Here is a 14,490-nt window from a genome sequence, read left to right on the forward strand (position 1 = left end):
TCGAAGAGTCCGAGTCCGGGGGGAGCCGGAGCGGAGATCCGAGTGCAGGGTCGGGTCAGAAGGGGACGGGCGGGCTCTGCATGCCCTGAGAGCTGCCGTCGGTCCGCGGTCTGACGCCGGAGGATCTCCGCTCCGATCCGTTCTCCGGGCTTAGTGAGCCTCGAACTGCTCCTCCTCGGTGGAGCCCTTCAGGGCCGTGGTGGAGGAGTCCGGCGCGATGGCCGTGCTGACCAGGTCGAAGTAACCGGTGCCGACCTCGCGCTGGTGGCGGGTGGCGGTGTAGCCGCGCGACTCGGCGGCGAACTCGGCCTCCTGGAGCTCGACGTAGGCGGTCATGCCGTCGCCCGCGTAGCCCTGCGCCAGGTTGAACATCGAGTAGTTGAGCGAGTGGAAGCCCGCCAGCGTGATGAACTGGAACTTGTAGCCCATGTGGCCGAGCTCGCGCTGGAACTTGGCGATGGTGGAGTCGTCCAGGTGCTTCTTCCAGTTGAAGGACGGCGAGCAGTTGTAGGCCAGCATCTGGTCCGGGTACTGCGCCTTGATCGCCTCGGCGAACTCGCGGGCCACGTCCAGGTCCGGGGTGGAGGTCTCCATCCACAGCAGGTCGGAGTGGGGCGCGTAGGCCAGGCCGCGGGCGATGCAGGCGTCGACGCCGTTGCGCACGCGGTAGAAGCCCTCGGCCGTACGGTCGCCGGTGACGAACTGCTGGTCGCGGGGGTCGACGTCGCTGGTCAGCAGGGTCGCGGCCTGAGCGTCGGTCCGCGCGATGATCAGAGACGGGACACCCAGGACGTCGGCCGCGAGGCGGGCCGCGTTGAGGGTCTTGATGTGCTGGCCGGTCGGGATCAGCACCTTGCCGCCGAGGTGGCCGCACTTCTTCTCGGAGGCCAGCTGGTCCTCCCAGTGCACGCCCGCCGCACCCGCGGCGATCATGCCCTTCATCAGCTCGAAGGCGTTGAGCACGCCGCCGAAGCCGGCCTCGGCGTCGGCCACGATCGGGGCCAGCCAGTGCGGCGCGTTCTCGTCACCCTCGGACCAGGTGATCTGGTCGGCGCGGAGCAGCGCGTTGTTGATGCGGCGCACGACGGCCGGGACCGAGTTGGCCGGGTAGAGGCTCTGGTCCGGGTAGGTCTGCGCGCCGAGGTTGGCGTCGGCCGCCACCTGCCAGCCGGACAGGTAAATCGCCTTCAGGCCCGCCTTGACCTGCTGAACGGCCTGGTTGCCGGTCAGCGCACCGAGCGCGTGCACATAGTCCTCGGTGTGCAGCAGGTTCCACAGGCGCTCGGCGCCGAGCCGGGCGAGGGTGTGCTCCTCCTGGACCGAACCCCGCAGCCGGATCACGTCCTCGGCGGTGTAGGACCGCTCGATGCCCTTCCAGCGGGGGTTGGTCTCCCACTCGCGCCGCAGTTCCTCTGCGGCTCCCTTGAGGCGATCGTTCATTTTTTCACTCCTTGTCGTCCCCTGGGTGCCTTGCACTGAGTGTGTGCCCGGCTGAAACGGTCAAACAAGGTCGATTTATCGGAAAGAACAACGCTTCTTCTGTTTCAGTCAATACTGATGAGTATTCAGAAGAGAAGAAGTTCAGAGTTTTCGCTATGGACTAGACCAATCGACTGTGTGGTCCAGACCACAATCAGTGCTCTACGGGAAGATCATCGGGGTGGGGTCGAGTCCGGGGAGTGATCCGTGTCTTGTGCCCCCATGAGTGCCCGAGGACACGGTCTCCAGCTGGAAAATAAGAGGAAATTTCGCCTAGGATCGATGTCATGGGATCCTTGGTGGGGGAAGAACCGCTTTCTTTGACGCATGAGCTCGATCTCATCGCCTTCGGGCAGCGTCTGCGGCACCTGCGCAAGCAGCGTGGACTCACCCTTTCCGACCTGGGCGAGCGCGTCGGCCGCGCGCCGAGCCAGCTCTCCCTGCTGGAGAACGGCAAGCGCGAGCCCAAGCTGTCGCTGCTGAAGTCGCTCGCCTCCGCGCTGGGCGTCCCGGTGGAGGAACTGCTGCGCCGCCAGCCCCCCAACCGGCGGGCCCAGCTCGAGATGGCCCTGGAGGAGGCGCAGCGCGACCCCCTCTACGCCGCGCTGGGACTGGCCAAGCTCAAGGTCTCCGCCCGCGTGCCCAACGACGTGCTCGAACACATCCTCGGCCTGTACGGCGAGCTGCGCTCACGCGAGACCAAGGGCACCGCCACCCCCGAGGAGGCCAGGGCCGCCAACGCCGAGCTGCGCCGCAAGCAGCGCGAGCAGGGCAACTACTTCGCCGAGATCGAGCAGGCGGCGGCCGAGGCGCTGTCCGCGGTCGGCTACCGGAGCGGGGCGCTGTCCCAGAGCACCGTCCAGGCGCTGGTCACCCACTTCGGCTACACCGTGCAGACGGTGCAGGACCTGCCCCGCACGGTCCGCTCGATCACCGACCTGCGCAACCGGCGCATCTACGTCAAACACGAGCAGCTGGGCATGCACACCCCCCGCACGATCCTGCTGCAGACCATCGGCCACCTGGCCCTCGGCCACCACAAGCCCCGCGACTTCGCCGACTTCCTGCGCCAGCGGACCGAGGCCAACTACTTCGCCGCCGCGGTCCTCGTGCCCGAGGCCGCCGCGGTGCCGTACCTGCGGGAGGCCAAGCAGGACCGGGCGCTGAGCGTGGAGGACCTGCGCGACGTGTTCGCCGTCTCCTACGAGATGGCCGCCCACCGCTTCACCAACCTGGCCACCCACTTCCTGGACCTGGTCTGCCACTTCGTCCGCAACGACGCCGGCGGGATCATCTACAAGGCCTACGAGAACGACGGCATCGTCTTCCCGGCCGACGAGCAGGGCGCGATCGAGGGCCAGCGCATGTGCCTGCAGTGGTCGGGACGCCAGGTCTTCGCCTCGCCCGACCGCTTCTCCGTCTTCTACCAGTACTCCGACTCGCCCACCGGCACCTACTTCTGCGTCGCCCACGTGGACCCGAGCCGCGAGCGGGACTTCGCCATCACCCTCGGGGTGCCGTACCGCGAGTCGCGCTGGTTCCGCGGCCGGGAGACGACCAACCGCACCAGGTCCAACTGCCCGACGGGCGAGTGCTGCCGCCGCCCGCCCGCCGAGCTGACCGAGCGCTGGGAGGGCTACGCCTGGCCCTCGGCCCGCGCCAACTCCCACGTGCTCGCCGCCCTGCCGCCCGGTTCCTTCCCCGGCGTGGACGAGGCCGACGTCTACACCTTCCTGGAGCGTCACGCCACCGACTGACTTCCGGGGCCTCAGGCCTCCGGCTGGTTCCCGGGGGCGTCAGGCCTTCGGCTGGGGCGGCAGCACGGCCGACGGATGACCGGAGAACCGGTAGGCCGTCGCCGCGGCCGACCCCGCGCAGCGCAGTGAGCGCAGGACCTCCGCGGGCGGCTCGCCGGCCAGGCAGCGCCGGTAGAACTCCATCGCCATGTCCTGCACGGCCCCGTCCGGGACGGGCCAGAGCGGGGCGGCCACCCCGCCCGCGCCCGCGAGCAGGAACGCCTGGGCCACATCGGGGCCGCCGTCCCCGGCCAGGAACACGAACGGCGCGCCGCCCAGCCGGAGGCCGGCGACCAGGCGCGGAGGGAGCGCCGGCCGGTCGGCCCTGATCAGGATGCCGGTCCCGCCGGGCACGGTCAGGCCGAGTACCCGGGGCTGCTCCCCGGAGGCGGCCAGGGCCTCGCGGAGCCGGGCGACGTCACTGCCCGCCACCGGGGGCGGCGGCAGCTCCGGCAGTCGCCCGCCCAGGGCCCAGCGGCCCACCGCCGCCTGGCAGTCGAGGAACGCCGGCGCCGACGGGTCGATCGGCCGTTCCAGCGTCGCCAGCTCCCACGGGACGTACGGCTCCTGCGACAGCAGCAGCACCGTCGGGGGACGCGGCGCGATCCGCGCGCTCACCGCCTCCAGCAGCTCCCAGAACCCGGGCGGGACCTTCAGCGCGAGCCGGCGGCCGGCGCTGCGCAGGTACAGGGACATGTCCGCGTGGCCGGTCCGCGCGGTGACCTCCCCGACCAGCTCCCGGCCGAACGCCGAGGCCCGCGTGCCCAGCTCGCACGCCTCGGCCTGGTCCGGGGTGACGAAGTGCGGCGACAGGTAGGACCACCACAGCCGTCCGGGACGGTCGCCGTGGACGATGACGGCCGTGACGTCCGCGGAGAACCCGCCCGGCTCGCCTCCCTCCCCGTGCGGCTCCCCGTACCGTTCTTCGTGCCGTCCGCTGTGCCGGCCGCCGGACCGTCCCCGCGCGGGAGGCTGGACCCGGGTGCCGGCGATCTCCGCCGGGGCGGTCTCCCGGCCGATCAGGCCGGGGGAGACGAGGACCGTGACCGCGCGCGTACCGAAGCCGACAGCCTGGCCGCCCACCGAGTAGACCACCTGGATCCGCCGGCCCGCCGTCTGCGCGTCCTGCCCGGACTCCCCGGCCTCCTGCGGCGCGGGCTCCTGGAAGTGACGGCGGTCCAGGGGCAGGGCGCGCAGGCGCAGGACCGCGGCGGGGTACGGCGAGCCCTCCTCCACGCGCAACCGCACCCGCCAGCCGTCCGGCGCCTCGAATCCCTCAGCGATCACCTGGACGTCCAGGTCGAACGGCTCGCTGATCGAGACGGACTCCGCCTCCCGCCCCGCGGCGCCGGTGATCCCGACCCGGACCTCCAGGCCCCAGCCCGCCACGACCTCCTCGGGGGCCTCGATCAGCGGGAATGCCTCCCACTCCGCGGTGCCCGCCGGCTTCTTGTGCCGCCGGCGCAGGGCACCGGTCAGGCGTTGCAGCGGGCCCCTGCCGGAGGACTGGGAGCGGGACCGCGCCTGAGGCTGGGACTGGGACTGGGATTGGGATTGGGATTGGGACTGGGGTGGAGCCTGCGGTGAGGCTTGCGGCGGGGCCTGGTCGGGCGGCGGGGTGGGCGCCGGGCCCGGGGAGGGGGAGGGAACGGGCGGCGGGGAGTCCGGCGGGGGAGTGTACCGCTCGGCCTGCCACTGCTCGGCCTGCCACTGCTCGGCCTGCCACTGCTCGGCCGCGCCGGCGGCCTGCCAATGCTCGGGCGCCTGCCACGACTCCGGAACCCGCCACTGCTCCGGCTCCTGCCACGGCTCCTGCGTGTGCCACGGCTCTTGGGCGTACCGCTGCTCCGGGACCTTCGACTCCGGTGCCTCCTCCCACGGTTCGGGCACCTCCCACGGTTCCAGCGGGGGAGAGGGGCGTTCCCCGCGGTGCGGGGGGTCCGGGGACTCCGGTGGCCTCCAGGCCGCGAAGCTCGGGACGCCCGCGGGTCCGGAATCCGGGGCGGCGGGCCGTCCGGCGGGGTCGTGGGCGGGCTCATGGGTGGAGTCGTGGACGGCCGGAGGGCCGGGTGCGGGGGCCGCCGCGGGTCCGTCCAGGTGCAGCAGCACGGTCAGCCGTTCCCAGGCGGGGCCGTACTGGGCGATCAGCATCACGGCGGCGTGCGAGAGCCCTTCGGGGTCCCGTCTGCCCTCCTCGGCCAGGATCGGGTCGAGCCGGTCGCGCAGTTCACCGGCCGAGTCGCCCAGCAGCCCGTCGAGCTCGGCGCGGACGGTCCGAGCCGCCCGTAGTACGGCCACCGGGTCCATGCCGTCTCCTCCCGCTCGCCCCTTGAACCGATCTTCCCACCTGACGGCCGGGGACGGGAGGCGGTGCTCGGCCCGAATCAACGCACCATAGGGTGATACCTGTGAATTCCGGGGTGATGGGAAGGATGGTCTGTGCTGCCTGAAGTGGAGGCATGGCTGCGCGGCCGTACATCATCATCGGATGACTGGCCCCTGCCCGGATTGCTGAAGGCCAAGGGCGGCACGACGGTCAGCGTGGTGCTGCCGGCCAGGGACGAGGGCGAGACGGTCGGGGAGATCGTCACCGCGATCCGGAGCGAGCTGGTGGAGGCGGTCCCGCTCGTCGACGAGCTGGTGGTCATCGACTCCCGCTCGACCGACGACACCGCGGCCCGCGCCGCGGAGGCCGGGGCCACGGTGATCGCGCAGGACGAGATCCTCCCCGACCTGAAGCCCTTCGACGGCAAGGGCGAGGCGCTGTGGAAGTCCCTGGCCGTGACCTCCGGTGACCTGCTGGTCTTCATCGACGCCGACCTGCGCGAGTTCCGCACGTCGTTCGTGACCGGTCTGCTCGGCCCGCTGCTGGCCGATCCGGGCGTCGTCTACGTCAAGGGCTGCTACGACCGGCCGCTGCGCGACGCGCAGAACGGCGGCGGCCGGGTCACCGAGCTGGTCGCCCGACCCTTGCTGAACCTGCACTGGCCCCGGCTGGCCGGATTCGTCCAGCCCCTGGCGGGGGAGTACGCCGGACGGCGTTCGGCGCTGGAGCGGGTCCCGTTCGTCACCGGGTACGGCGTGGAGCTGGGCCTGCTGATCGACCTGCTGGAGCTGTCGGGCCTGGACGCCCTGGCCCAGGTGGACCTGGGCCGCCGGGTGCACTCCCACCAGTCCACCGAGGCCCTGGGCGGGATGGCCGCGCAGATCCTGCAGACCGCCTGGTCCCGGCTGGAGCGCCAGGACATGATGATCCCCCTGCACGAGCCGTCCGCCACCCTGGCCCAGTTCCGCCGCGGGGCGTCCGGCCACCAGGCGACGGTGCGGGACGTGGCCGTGGCCGAACGCCCCCCGATGATCACCGTCCCCGGCTACCGGTCCGGCCCCGCCCGCTGACCGCGGGCCGTGGCCGTGCGGTCATGGCAGGCCGTACGTGTCACCGATGTCTGGGCCGTCGGCCGTGCGCCTCAGCCGCCGTGCGCCTCAGCCGCCGAGCGCCTCAGCCGCCGAGCGCCTCAGCCGCCGAGCGCCGCCCGCACGAACGCGGTGAGGTGCTCGCGCATCGCGGCGCTGTCCTCCTCGCTCACGGCCCGGCCGTCCGCGCTCTCCCCGCCCATGTTCTCCCCGCCCATGTTCTCCCCGCCGAGCGCGAGACGGCGGAGCCGGGGCATGGCCGCCGGCCACATCGCCAGGCCGACCAGCGTCAGCATCGTGCGCGCCGCGTCGCGCGAGGACCCCGCGGGACCGGGGACGAGCGACTCGGCCTTCCGGCGCCAGGAGGCCGTGCGCGCCCGCTGCCCGTCCAGTTCGCCGTCGCGGTGGTGCAGCGACTCCCACATCAGCAACCGGGTCAGGTCGGGGTGGGCGAGGCAGAAGTCGTACAGCCTGCCGACGTACTCCGCCGGGTCGTCGCCGGGCGTCGTCACGGCCTCCACGACCTCGTCCAGGGCGGCGGCCACGACCTGGTCGAACAGCTTCTCCTTGCTGCCGAAGTAGCCGTAGATGCGCTCCTTGTTCACCCCGGCGCGGTCGGCGATGCGGTCGACGCGCGCTCCCGCGATGCCGTACGCGGCGAACTCGCTGCGGGCGGCGGCGAGTAAGGCGTCCTTGGTGGCTTCCCGCGACATGCACCGAGTGTAGGGGACCAACCGGTTGGTAGATGAGAATCATTCATGGTTCCGCCGCCCGGCGGCGGGCCGCCGGAAATGACCGGCGCCGCCTTGCGCCGGAGGCCGTACCGCCCAGTAAGGTAAGGGTGTTACCGTTGGTAACGCATCTCGGAGGAGTGGACGAATGAGCGACACCGGCTTCTGCCCGGAGCTGAGCGGCGACGTGCGCGAGGTGCGCGACTGGGTGCACGAGTTCGCCCGCACCGTCGTCCGCCCGGCCGGCGCCGAATGGGACGAGCGGGAGGAGACTCCCTGGCCGGTCATCCAGGAGGCCGCCAAGATCGGCCTGTACTCGCTCGACTTCTTCGCCCAGCAGTGGTTCGAGCCCAGCGGCCTGGGCCTGATCGTGGCGTTCGAGGAGCTCTTCTGGGGTGACGCCGGGATCGGCCTGTCCATCGTCGGCACCGGCCTGGCCGCCGCGGCCCTGTCGGCCAGCGGCACCTCCGAGCAGATGGGCACGTGGCTCCCGGAGATGTTCGGCACCCCCGACGACGTCAAGCTCGGCGCGTTCTGCGCCTCCGAGCCCGACGCCGGCTCCGACGTGGGCTCCATCCGCACCCGCGCCGTCTACGACGAGGCGTCCGGCGACTGGATCCTCAACGGGGTCAAGACCTGGGCCACCAACGGCGGCATCGCCAACGTGCACGTCGTGGTCGCCTCCGTCGACCCCGCCCTCGGCACCCGCGGCCAGGCCTCCTTCGTCGTCCCGCCGGGCACGCCCGGCCTGTCGATGGGCCAGAAGTTCAAGAAGCACGGCATCCGCGCCTCCCACACCGCCGAGGTGGTCCTCGACAACGTCCGCCTGCCCGGATCGTGCCTGCTCGGCGGCAAGGAGAAGCTCGACGCCCGCCTGGCCCGGGTGCGCGAGGGCGGACGCTCCGGGGAGCAGGCCGCCATGCGCACCTTCGAGACGACCCGCCCCTCGGTGGCCGCCATGGCCGTCGGCATCGCCCGCGCCGCCTTCGAGTACGCCCGCGACTACGCCCGCGAACGCGAGCAGTTCGGCCGCAAGATCGGCGAGAACCAGGCCATCGCCTTCCTCCTGGCCGACATGGCCACCCGCGTCGACATCGCCCGCCTGATGACCTGGCGCGCGGCCTGGATGGCCCGCAACGGCAGGTCCTTCGACCAGGCCGAGGGTTCGATGTGCAAGCTGGTGGCGGGCGAGACCGCGGTCTGGGTGACCGAACAGGCCATCCAGATCCTCGGCGGAGCCGGCTACACCCGCGAACACCCGGTCGAGCGCTTCCACCGCGACGCCAAGATCTACACCATCTTCGAGGGCACCTCCGAGATCCAGCGCCTCATCATCGGCCGAGCGGTCACCGGCCTGCCCGTCCGCTGAGAACGCCCGATTCTGCAAACCGGCTCTGAGGCACGTTTCGGATCTCTGGTCCGTCACCGGTCCGTGAGAGTCCGTGCAGGTCCGGGCCATCATGCTCGACCCGGACCTGAGCTGAAGGCAGTGTCGGGCTTCGGCCGGACGGTCTGGTCCGGCATGAGGGACCAGCTTGCGGTCTCGACGGTGATTCGGCGCCCGGCGGTTTTCTCCTCGGCGAGCGCGATGCTCACCTCGAGCACCCCGTTGTCGTAGGTGGCCTTTGGCGCCGACCGGGAGCGGGGCCGTCGCGTCAACGGCGCGCGCCGGCACGTGCTCGCAGCAGGGACCACAACGGCCCGGAAGTCCACGGTCCGTTGCCTTCGTTCGAAGCCGAGCCATCCTCGGAAAAACTCCCTGAGTGCGGTAGCTTGGGGGTACCGAGGACATTTCGTGCGTTGGCATTCGGGTCGGCGTCGCCCACGGCGATAGAGCGTTTTCGGCCCGCGCAGGGCCCGGATAGGCCAGGCGATCATGACGCCGACACCGCTTTCTCCTCCGGCGCCGCTCAGCACCACTGCCGGCAGAGTCCCCACCGTCGATTCACCGGTTCGGATCAGCCTGAACACCCGTCCGGGCCGGCGAGGTGCTGTGGACGGAGCCCGGTGGCCCTGCTCCTGTGATGCCGCCGGCGAACTGCCCAGGCTCATCGCCGCCGTCGGCCGGCGGCTCGGCCGCAACACCCTGCGCGTCGGCCGGCGGCTCGGCCGCAACACCCTGCGCGTCGGCCTGCGTTTGACCGCCTGGGAACACATCCGGCGCCGCATGCATCCGGTCGGCCGGAAGAACAAGGGTGGATATACCGCCGATCATCCGGCCACGTTCGGACTACCCAGGACTTCCCCCGCCTGACCACGCAGCCGGCTCCAGCGGCTTCGATGTCGCGACTGGGCGCCCCAGTCGGCGGCTGCCCGATGTCTCTTTCTTCTCTTCTCCGATCGGAGAACCCATGACCGTCATCACCACCGCCCCGCCCCGCCGGCTCGGCTCGCCGGCTCCCACCACCATCCGCCTGTCCGGGGAGATCGACATTCTCACCCGCACAGCGCTTCGCCGCCGTCTGCTCAGCGCCCTGCACTACAGCACCGACCTGCTCATCGTGGATCTGTCGGAGGTGTCCTTCTGCGACGCCTGCGGGCTGTCGCTCCTGGTCGACATCCAGCAGCACGCCCAGGCACGAGGCATCACCCTGGTGCTGAGGGCACCGCGCCCGAACATGGCCCGGATCCTGCGCATCACCGGCCTGGATCACAGCATCCTGATGGCGGCGTGATCACATGCGCCCCTCCCCCCACGTACCGGCCTACGACGGGCACTCCCCGTTCCCCCAGGCCGCCCAGCACCCCGCCGTCCACACCAGGCAGGTGGTGGTCACGGCCACGATCGTGCTGATCCCGTTTGCGGCATTGGCCGCGGGGGCCTGGCTGGCCTGGGGGAACGGGATCACTCTGACCGACCTGCTACTGGCCGCCGGCTTCTACATCATCACCGGGTTCGGGGTCACGGTCGGCTTCCACCGGCTGCTGACCCATCGGTCCTTCACCGCCCGCCCCTGGCTGCGCGCCACGCTGGCGGTGGCCGGATCGATGAGTTTTCAAGGCAACGTCATCGACTGGGTGGCCGTACACCGCCGCCATCACGCCTTCACCGACCGTCCCGGCGATCCGCACTCGCCCTACCGCTACGGCGCCCACCTCGGCGGGCAGTTGCGCGGCCTGCTCCATGCCCACCTCGGCTGGTTGTTCACCGGCCCGCCCGTCCCGGCTGAGCGTTATGCCCCCGACCTGCTCGACGACCCGATGATGGTACGCATCACGCGGGCCTTCCCCGCGCTGTGCGCGGCCTCCCTGCTCCTGCCGTTCGTGGCCGGATGGGCGATCAGCGGCAGCCTGTACGGCGGGCTGACCGCACTGGTGTGGGCCGGCCCGGTCCGCATCGCCCTGCTGCAGCACGTACCTGGAGCGTCAACTCCCTGTGCCACCTGATCGGTGACCGGCCCCACGCCACCCGCGCGCACGACCGCTCGACCAACCTGTGGCCGCTGGCCGTGCTGTCCTTCGGAGAAAGCTGGCACAACGGTCACCACAGCCGGCCCAACTGCGCCCGTCACGGTCGAGGCCGACACCAGATCGACCCCTCGGCCGCTCTCATCGGCCTGTTCGAACGCCTGCGCTGGGCCGACAATGTGCACTGGCACCCTGCTGCGCGCCTGCAGCACTATCGGGTCGTGGCGAGCATCCACTCCCTTCGCGCCGGCACGGACGCGGCCGGCGCTGCTCCCGGCGCAACCGGCCGTCGCAACGGTGCCCGCCACGGCGACCGGCGCCGGCCTGCCCCGTACCGGCGCCCGTGAGTCAACCCGCCGGACCTCACAGGGATTCAGAGTGCGTGCAGGGTGATCGTGGTTCCGGCGGCGCCGGTGTGCAGGGTGAAGCGGCCGACGTTGTGCCGGGCCAGCCACAGTCCGCGGCCGCCCACCTGGTCGGGCGGTGCGAGCACCTGGTCGCCGGGGGCGGAGATGCCGCCTCCCCGGTCGGTGATGCGGCAGGACAACTGCCCACTGGCCTGCCACAGCTGCAGGTGTCCGCTGCCGCCGCCGTACCGGACCGCGTTGGTGGTGATCTCGTTGACGGCCACGATGAAGCGGTACAAGGCCAGGTCGGTCAGGCCATGGCGTTGACACAGGCGCTCGAGGTGGTGTCTGAGGACCACCAGGGTGGACAGATCGAAATCGCACTGGAGAAGAGTTTCGGCAGGCGGTGTGGACGGCGCATGCGGTGGCGGTGAAGAGGCGGGACGGGAAGGCTCACTCATCACGGTCCTCCTGCCCGGACACTGTGGCGGTCGCGGTGCTGGAGACGGTGGCCGGCGCGCTGGCGGGGGCGGTGGCGGAAAGTACGCGGGCGGCCAGGACGCAGGTGTCGTCATCGGGGTTGGCCCGGTGCAGCCGACCGAGCAGGTCGGCCAAGGGCTGCGGGGCGGGCGCGGCGGTGATGCGGTTCAGGGCGGTCAGCACGGGCGCCAGTCCTTCTTCCAGGCTGTGCCGGCGGTTTTCGATGAGCCCGTCGGTGTACAGCAGCAGCAGGTCGCCCGGGTGCAGGCGGACGGTGGCGGTTGGGTAGGCCGCGGTGGCGAACGCGCCGAGCAAGGGGCCCTCGGGCGGCTCCAACTGGACGGTGCTGCCGTCGCGGGCCAGCAGCGGTGCCGGATGTCCGGCCTGGGCCCACACCAATCTGCCGGTGGCCGGCTCATAGCGGGCCACCACCGCGGTCGCGGTCACGGGCAGTCGATCGCCGCCTGGAGCGGAGGCGACGGTGCCGGTGCACAGCAGCCGGTTGAGGTGGCCGAGCAGCCGGCCCGGATCGTTGGTGGTGGTCAGACAGATCGCCGCCATGGCGTGGCGCAGCTGTGCCATGGCGGCGGCGGCCTGCAGGCCGTGCCCGGCCACATCGCCCACGGCCAGCAGGACGGTGCCGTCACCGGCGGGCGCGGCGTGATACCAGTCCCCGCCGACCCGGCTGGCCTGCTCGGCCGGGAGATAGCGGACTGCGGCGCGCAGCCCCGGCAGGTCGATCGGCTGCTGCGGAACGGGCAGCACGATCTGCTGGAGCTGGATGGCCAGCCGATGTTCGGCCGCCAGGCGGTGCTGGTGTTCGCGCAGCTGCCGTTCCACCTCATCGAATTTGACCCGGCTGATTTCCCGGGCGGTGACGTCCTGGATGATGCCGTAGATCTTGATCGGCTGGCCGTTGCCGTCGCGAGCCGCGTCGATGATGGCGCGGATGTGCTTGATCCGCTCGCCCAGACGAATCCGGTAGGTGATGTCGACGGGCTGGCCACGCCCGAAGGTCTCGGTCGCCTGCTGCACCACCGGCAGGTCTTCGGCCACGGTGAGGGCCTCGCTGTCGTGCCGGGGCAGTGGCCCGTCGGCCGGATCACGTTCGTAGATGCGATACAGCTCCGGCGACCAGATGATCTGCCCGGTGACCAGATCCCATTCGCCCCAGCCGAGATTGCCCAGCCGTTCGGTGTGGGCGAGGCGTTCGGCCAGCCGGGTCTCTTCATCGTGGCGGATCCAGCTGTTGAACAGCCCCGAGCCGACCGGCCACATCTTGACGGTCAGCATCGCCTCCGCGGACGCCCGCTCCGCGGCGCTGGTGTAGGCGATCGGTCCCACCTCGCGAGGGCGGCCGTCGCTGAGGGTCTGGCTCCACGCCTGCCAGATCGAGCCGTCCACGACGGCGGGATACAGCTCGCTCACCCGCCGCCCCACCAGCTGGGCCCCGCGGCGCCCGGACAGATCCACTACACCGGGGCTGGCTGCGGCGACGATGTAGTCCTCGACCCGGCCGCCGTCGCCGTAGTGCGGCAGCAGCAGCATGTGCGGCTCGGCCAGCGCGCCCAGCAGCTGCTGCACGACTCCCACCCACTCCTCGGCGACCGGCGCAGAGCCGGTCATGGGCACCTTGGCGGCGGCGACGCCTGTGCCGGGCGCGGCCGCCTGAACCGCCGAGGAGATCGATGAGACCGGGCCTGTCGCCTGCCCCTCCACCGCCGTCAGCAGTTCGGCGGCCAGCTCGTAGACCGAGCGGTGCTGCGCGGACGCCAACCGCGTCAAGTAGGCGTGAGCCTCGCTGATCCGGCAACCCGTCTGCCCGGCCAGCAACCCGCACGCCCGCCCGAGCACGACCTCGGGAGCAGGCCTGGCCTGGTCGACTTGGGCGTTGAGGTCGGCCAGACGGTCCCGATAGTCCTGCACGGGGTCCATGGGTTCAACCGCTCATCTCAGCAGGGGGTGTTGACACGGCGCTCACCTCATCGGCTCGTCAGGCCAGGCCGAACGCGGCCGCCAGCCCGGTGGTGCGCAGCTGATCCAGCACCCGGCCGGTCGGGTTCTCCACCTGGAAGCGCGCATGCCCGGCCGTGGCCGTCTGCATCGCGTGCACCAGCACGCCGATCCCGGTGGAGTCGATGAAGGTGACCGCGGCCAGGTCCACGCACACCATCTGCGGGCGCTGCTCGGCCACGCCGGCCCGGATCACGTCATCCACGTAGGCGGCGTTGGTGAAGTCGATCTCGCCGCGCAGCACCACCCGCAGCGTTCCGTCGTTCCTCGCCTCGACCGACACCACGTCCATGCGTGCTTCCTTCCCGTGCCGTCAAGGACGGCATGCCACCGTTCCAGGCCGAGGAGACTCCGGCGGCCTGCACGTCACACGGCGGACGCCCTCCATCCTTGCGTAGTGCCGCTGTGATGTCAGGCCGTACGGGCCGACATTGCGCGAGCAGATACTTCCCGGAGCACCTCCCGCCCGCGGACGGGAGCGGCCGGCGAGACCGCCGCCACGCCGCCCGGTCTCTCCGGCGCAGCCGGGCGGGCACCCGACCCGGCGTGTCCGGCGATTTCGCATCGGTTGCCGGCGGCGAGCTAGGGTCCGCGGGATCGTTTCGCTCGGATGGTCTCCAGCGCGTCGGTGAGGGTGGCGAACACCGGCAGGGCATCGACTACGCCGGTCACGTGCATTATGCGTGCCGGCATGGCGTGCAGGGCAGCCAGGTGAACGGTGCCGCCACGCGCGGTGACGGTTGTGTGGGCCCTTCGTTCTGTGACGCTCAGTGTACATATGGATACTCATGGTGTCCGGCTGTGGGTTCAGGAGGTTTTCCG

At 71.3% G+C, this 14,490-nt stretch carries 12 protein-coding genes; 6 read left to right on the forward strand and 6 right to left on the reverse strand.

Annotated elements, in window-relative coordinates:
* Window positions 1-150 precede the first annotated feature (150 nt).
* Entirely contained in the window at window positions 151-1,440 is a 1,290-nt protein-coding gene (aceA, locus tag Psi01_RS34250; protein WP_204068300.1) for an isocitrate lyase, read from the reverse strand.
* 326 nt (window positions 1,441-1,766) lie between these two features.
* Here aceA and Psi01_RS34255 point away from each other — a divergent pair, with 326 nt between their 5' ends.
* Window positions 1,767-3,236, forward strand: coding sequence for a helix-turn-helix domain-containing protein (locus Psi01_RS34255; RefSeq protein WP_373872529.1), 1,470 nt, complete (start codon window positions 1,767-1,769; stop codon window positions 3,234-3,236).
* 39 nt (window positions 3,237-3,275) lie between these two features.
* On the opposite strand, the gene Psi01_RS34260 is transcribed toward Psi01_RS34255, so the two are convergent.
* On the reverse strand, window positions 3,276-5,582 hold the full coding sequence (locus Psi01_RS34260) for a CHAT domain-containing protein (RefSeq protein WP_204068301.1): 2,307 nt from the start codon (window positions 5,580-5,582) through the stop codon (window positions 3,276-3,278).
* Window positions 5,583-5,714: 132 nt separating this feature from the next.
* On the opposite strand from Psi01_RS34260, the gene Psi01_RS34265 reads away from it, so the two are divergent.
* On the forward strand, window positions 5,715-6,671 hold the full coding sequence (locus Psi01_RS34265; protein WP_204068302.1) for a glucosyl-3-phosphoglycerate synthase: 957 nt from the start codon (window positions 5,715-5,717) through the stop codon (window positions 6,669-6,671).
* Between the two features lie 119 nt (window positions 6,672-6,790).
* Here Psi01_RS34265 and Psi01_RS34270 read toward each other — a convergent pair whose 3' ends face one another.
* Window positions 6,791-7,402 carry a TetR/AcrR family transcriptional regulator gene (locus Psi01_RS34270; RefSeq protein WP_204068303.1) on the reverse strand — a complete coding sequence of 204 codons (612 nt, stop codon included), beginning with the start codon at window positions 7,400-7,402 and terminating at the stop codon, window positions 6,791-6,793.
* A gap of 166 nt (window positions 7,403-7,568) precedes the next feature.
* Between Psi01_RS34270 and Psi01_RS34275 the strand changes: the two genes are divergently transcribed.
* From Psi01_RS34275 to Psi01_RS34290, 4 genes are all read left to right on the forward strand, one after another.
* A complete protein-coding gene (locus Psi01_RS34275) occupies window positions 7,569-8,789 on the forward strand; it encodes an acyl-CoA dehydrogenase family protein (protein ID WP_204068304.1) in 1,221 nt (406 codons plus the stop codon).
* A 507-nt stretch (window positions 8,790-9,296) separates the two neighbouring features.
* Complete coding sequence (locus Psi01_RS34280) at window positions 9,297-9,674, forward strand: DUF5994 family protein (RefSeq protein ID WP_204068305.1); 378 nt, start codon at window positions 9,297-9,299, stop codon at window positions 9,672-9,674.
* 97 nt (window positions 9,675-9,771) lie between these two features.
* A complete protein-coding gene (locus tag Psi01_RS34285; RefSeq protein ID WP_204068306.1) occupies window positions 9,772-10,095 on the forward strand; it encodes an STAS domain-containing protein in 324 nt (107 codons plus the stop codon).
* Between the two features lie 4 nt (window positions 10,096-10,099).
* Window positions 10,100-10,807, forward strand: coding sequence for a fatty acid desaturase (locus Psi01_RS34290; protein WP_239128239.1), 708 nt, complete (start codon window positions 10,100-10,102; stop codon window positions 10,805-10,807).
* Window positions 10,808-11,201: 394 nt separating this feature from the next.
* Here the strand turns inward: Psi01_RS34290 and Psi01_RS34295 are convergent, their stop codons facing one another.
* From Psi01_RS34295 to Psi01_RS34305, 3 genes are read right to left on the reverse strand one after another with little or no spacing between them, the layout of a single operon-like run.
* Entirely contained in the window at window positions 11,202-11,636 is a 435-nt protein-coding gene (locus Psi01_RS34295) for an ATP-binding protein (RefSeq protein ID WP_204068307.1), read from the reverse strand.
* Entirely contained in the window at window positions 11,629-13,590 is a 1,962-nt protein-coding gene (locus Psi01_RS34300) for a SpoIIE family protein phosphatase (RefSeq protein WP_204068308.1), read from the reverse strand. The genes Psi01_RS34295 and Psi01_RS34300 overlap by 8 nt, the downstream gene beginning before the upstream one ends.
* A 58-nt stretch (window positions 13,591-13,648) precedes the next feature.
* Entirely contained in the window at window positions 13,649-13,960 is a 312-nt protein-coding gene (locus Psi01_RS34305) for an STAS domain-containing protein (protein WP_204068309.1), read from the reverse strand.
* Between the last annotated feature and the right edge of the window lie 530 nt (window positions 13,961-14,490).

The organism is Paraplanobispora siamensis (assembly GCF_016863175.1).
Classification (GTDB): Bacteria; Actinomycetota; Actinomycetes; order Streptosporangiales; family Streptosporangiaceae; genus Planobispora; species Planobispora siamensis.

What these genes read in the sequence shown, in the direction of transcription:
- Psi01_RS34275 (WP_204068304.1), top strand. Translation starts at nt 7,569, where the DNA reads ATGAGCGACACCGGCTTCTGCCCGGAGCTGAGCGGCGACGTGCGCGAG.
- Psi01_RS34300 (WP_204068308.1), bottom strand. Translation starts at nt 13,590, where the DNA reads ATGGACCCCGTGCAGGACTATCGGGACCGTCTGGCCGACCTCAACGCC.
- Psi01_RS34255 (WP_373872529.1), top strand. Translation starts at nt 1,767, where the DNA reads ATGGGATCCTTGGTGGGGGAAGAACCGCTTTCTTTGACGCATGAGCTC.
- aceA (WP_204068300.1), bottom strand. Translation starts at nt 1,440, where the DNA reads ATGAACGATCGCCTCAAGGGAGCCGCAGAGGAACTGCGGCGCGAGTGG.
- Psi01_RS34270 (WP_204068303.1), bottom strand. Translation starts at nt 7,402, where the DNA reads ATGTCGCGGGAAGCCACCAAGGACGCCTTACTCGCCGCCGCCCGCAGC.
- Psi01_RS34280 (WP_204068305.1), top strand. Translation starts at nt 9,297, where the DNA reads ATGACGCCGACACCGCTTTCTCCTCCGGCGCCGCTCAGCACCACTGCC.
- Psi01_RS34290 (WP_239128239.1), top strand. Translation starts at nt 10,100, where the DNA reads ATGCGCCCCTCCCCCCACGTACCGGCCTACGACGGGCACTCCCCGTTC.
- Psi01_RS34260 (WP_204068301.1), bottom strand. Translation starts at nt 5,582, where the DNA reads ATGGACCCGGTGGCCGTACTACGGGCGGCTCGGACCGTCCGCGCCGAG.
- Psi01_RS34295 (WP_204068307.1), bottom strand. Translation starts at nt 11,636, where the DNA reads ATGAGTGAGCCTTCCCGTCCCGCCTCTTCACCGCCACCGCATGCGCCG.
- Psi01_RS34305 (WP_204068309.1), bottom strand. Translation starts at nt 13,960, where the DNA reads ATGGACGTGGTGTCGGTCGAGGCGAGGAACGACGGAACGCTGCGGGTG.
- Psi01_RS34285 (WP_204068306.1), top strand. Translation starts at nt 9,772, where the DNA reads ATGACCGTCATCACCACCGCCCCGCCCCGCCGGCTCGGCTCGCCGGCT.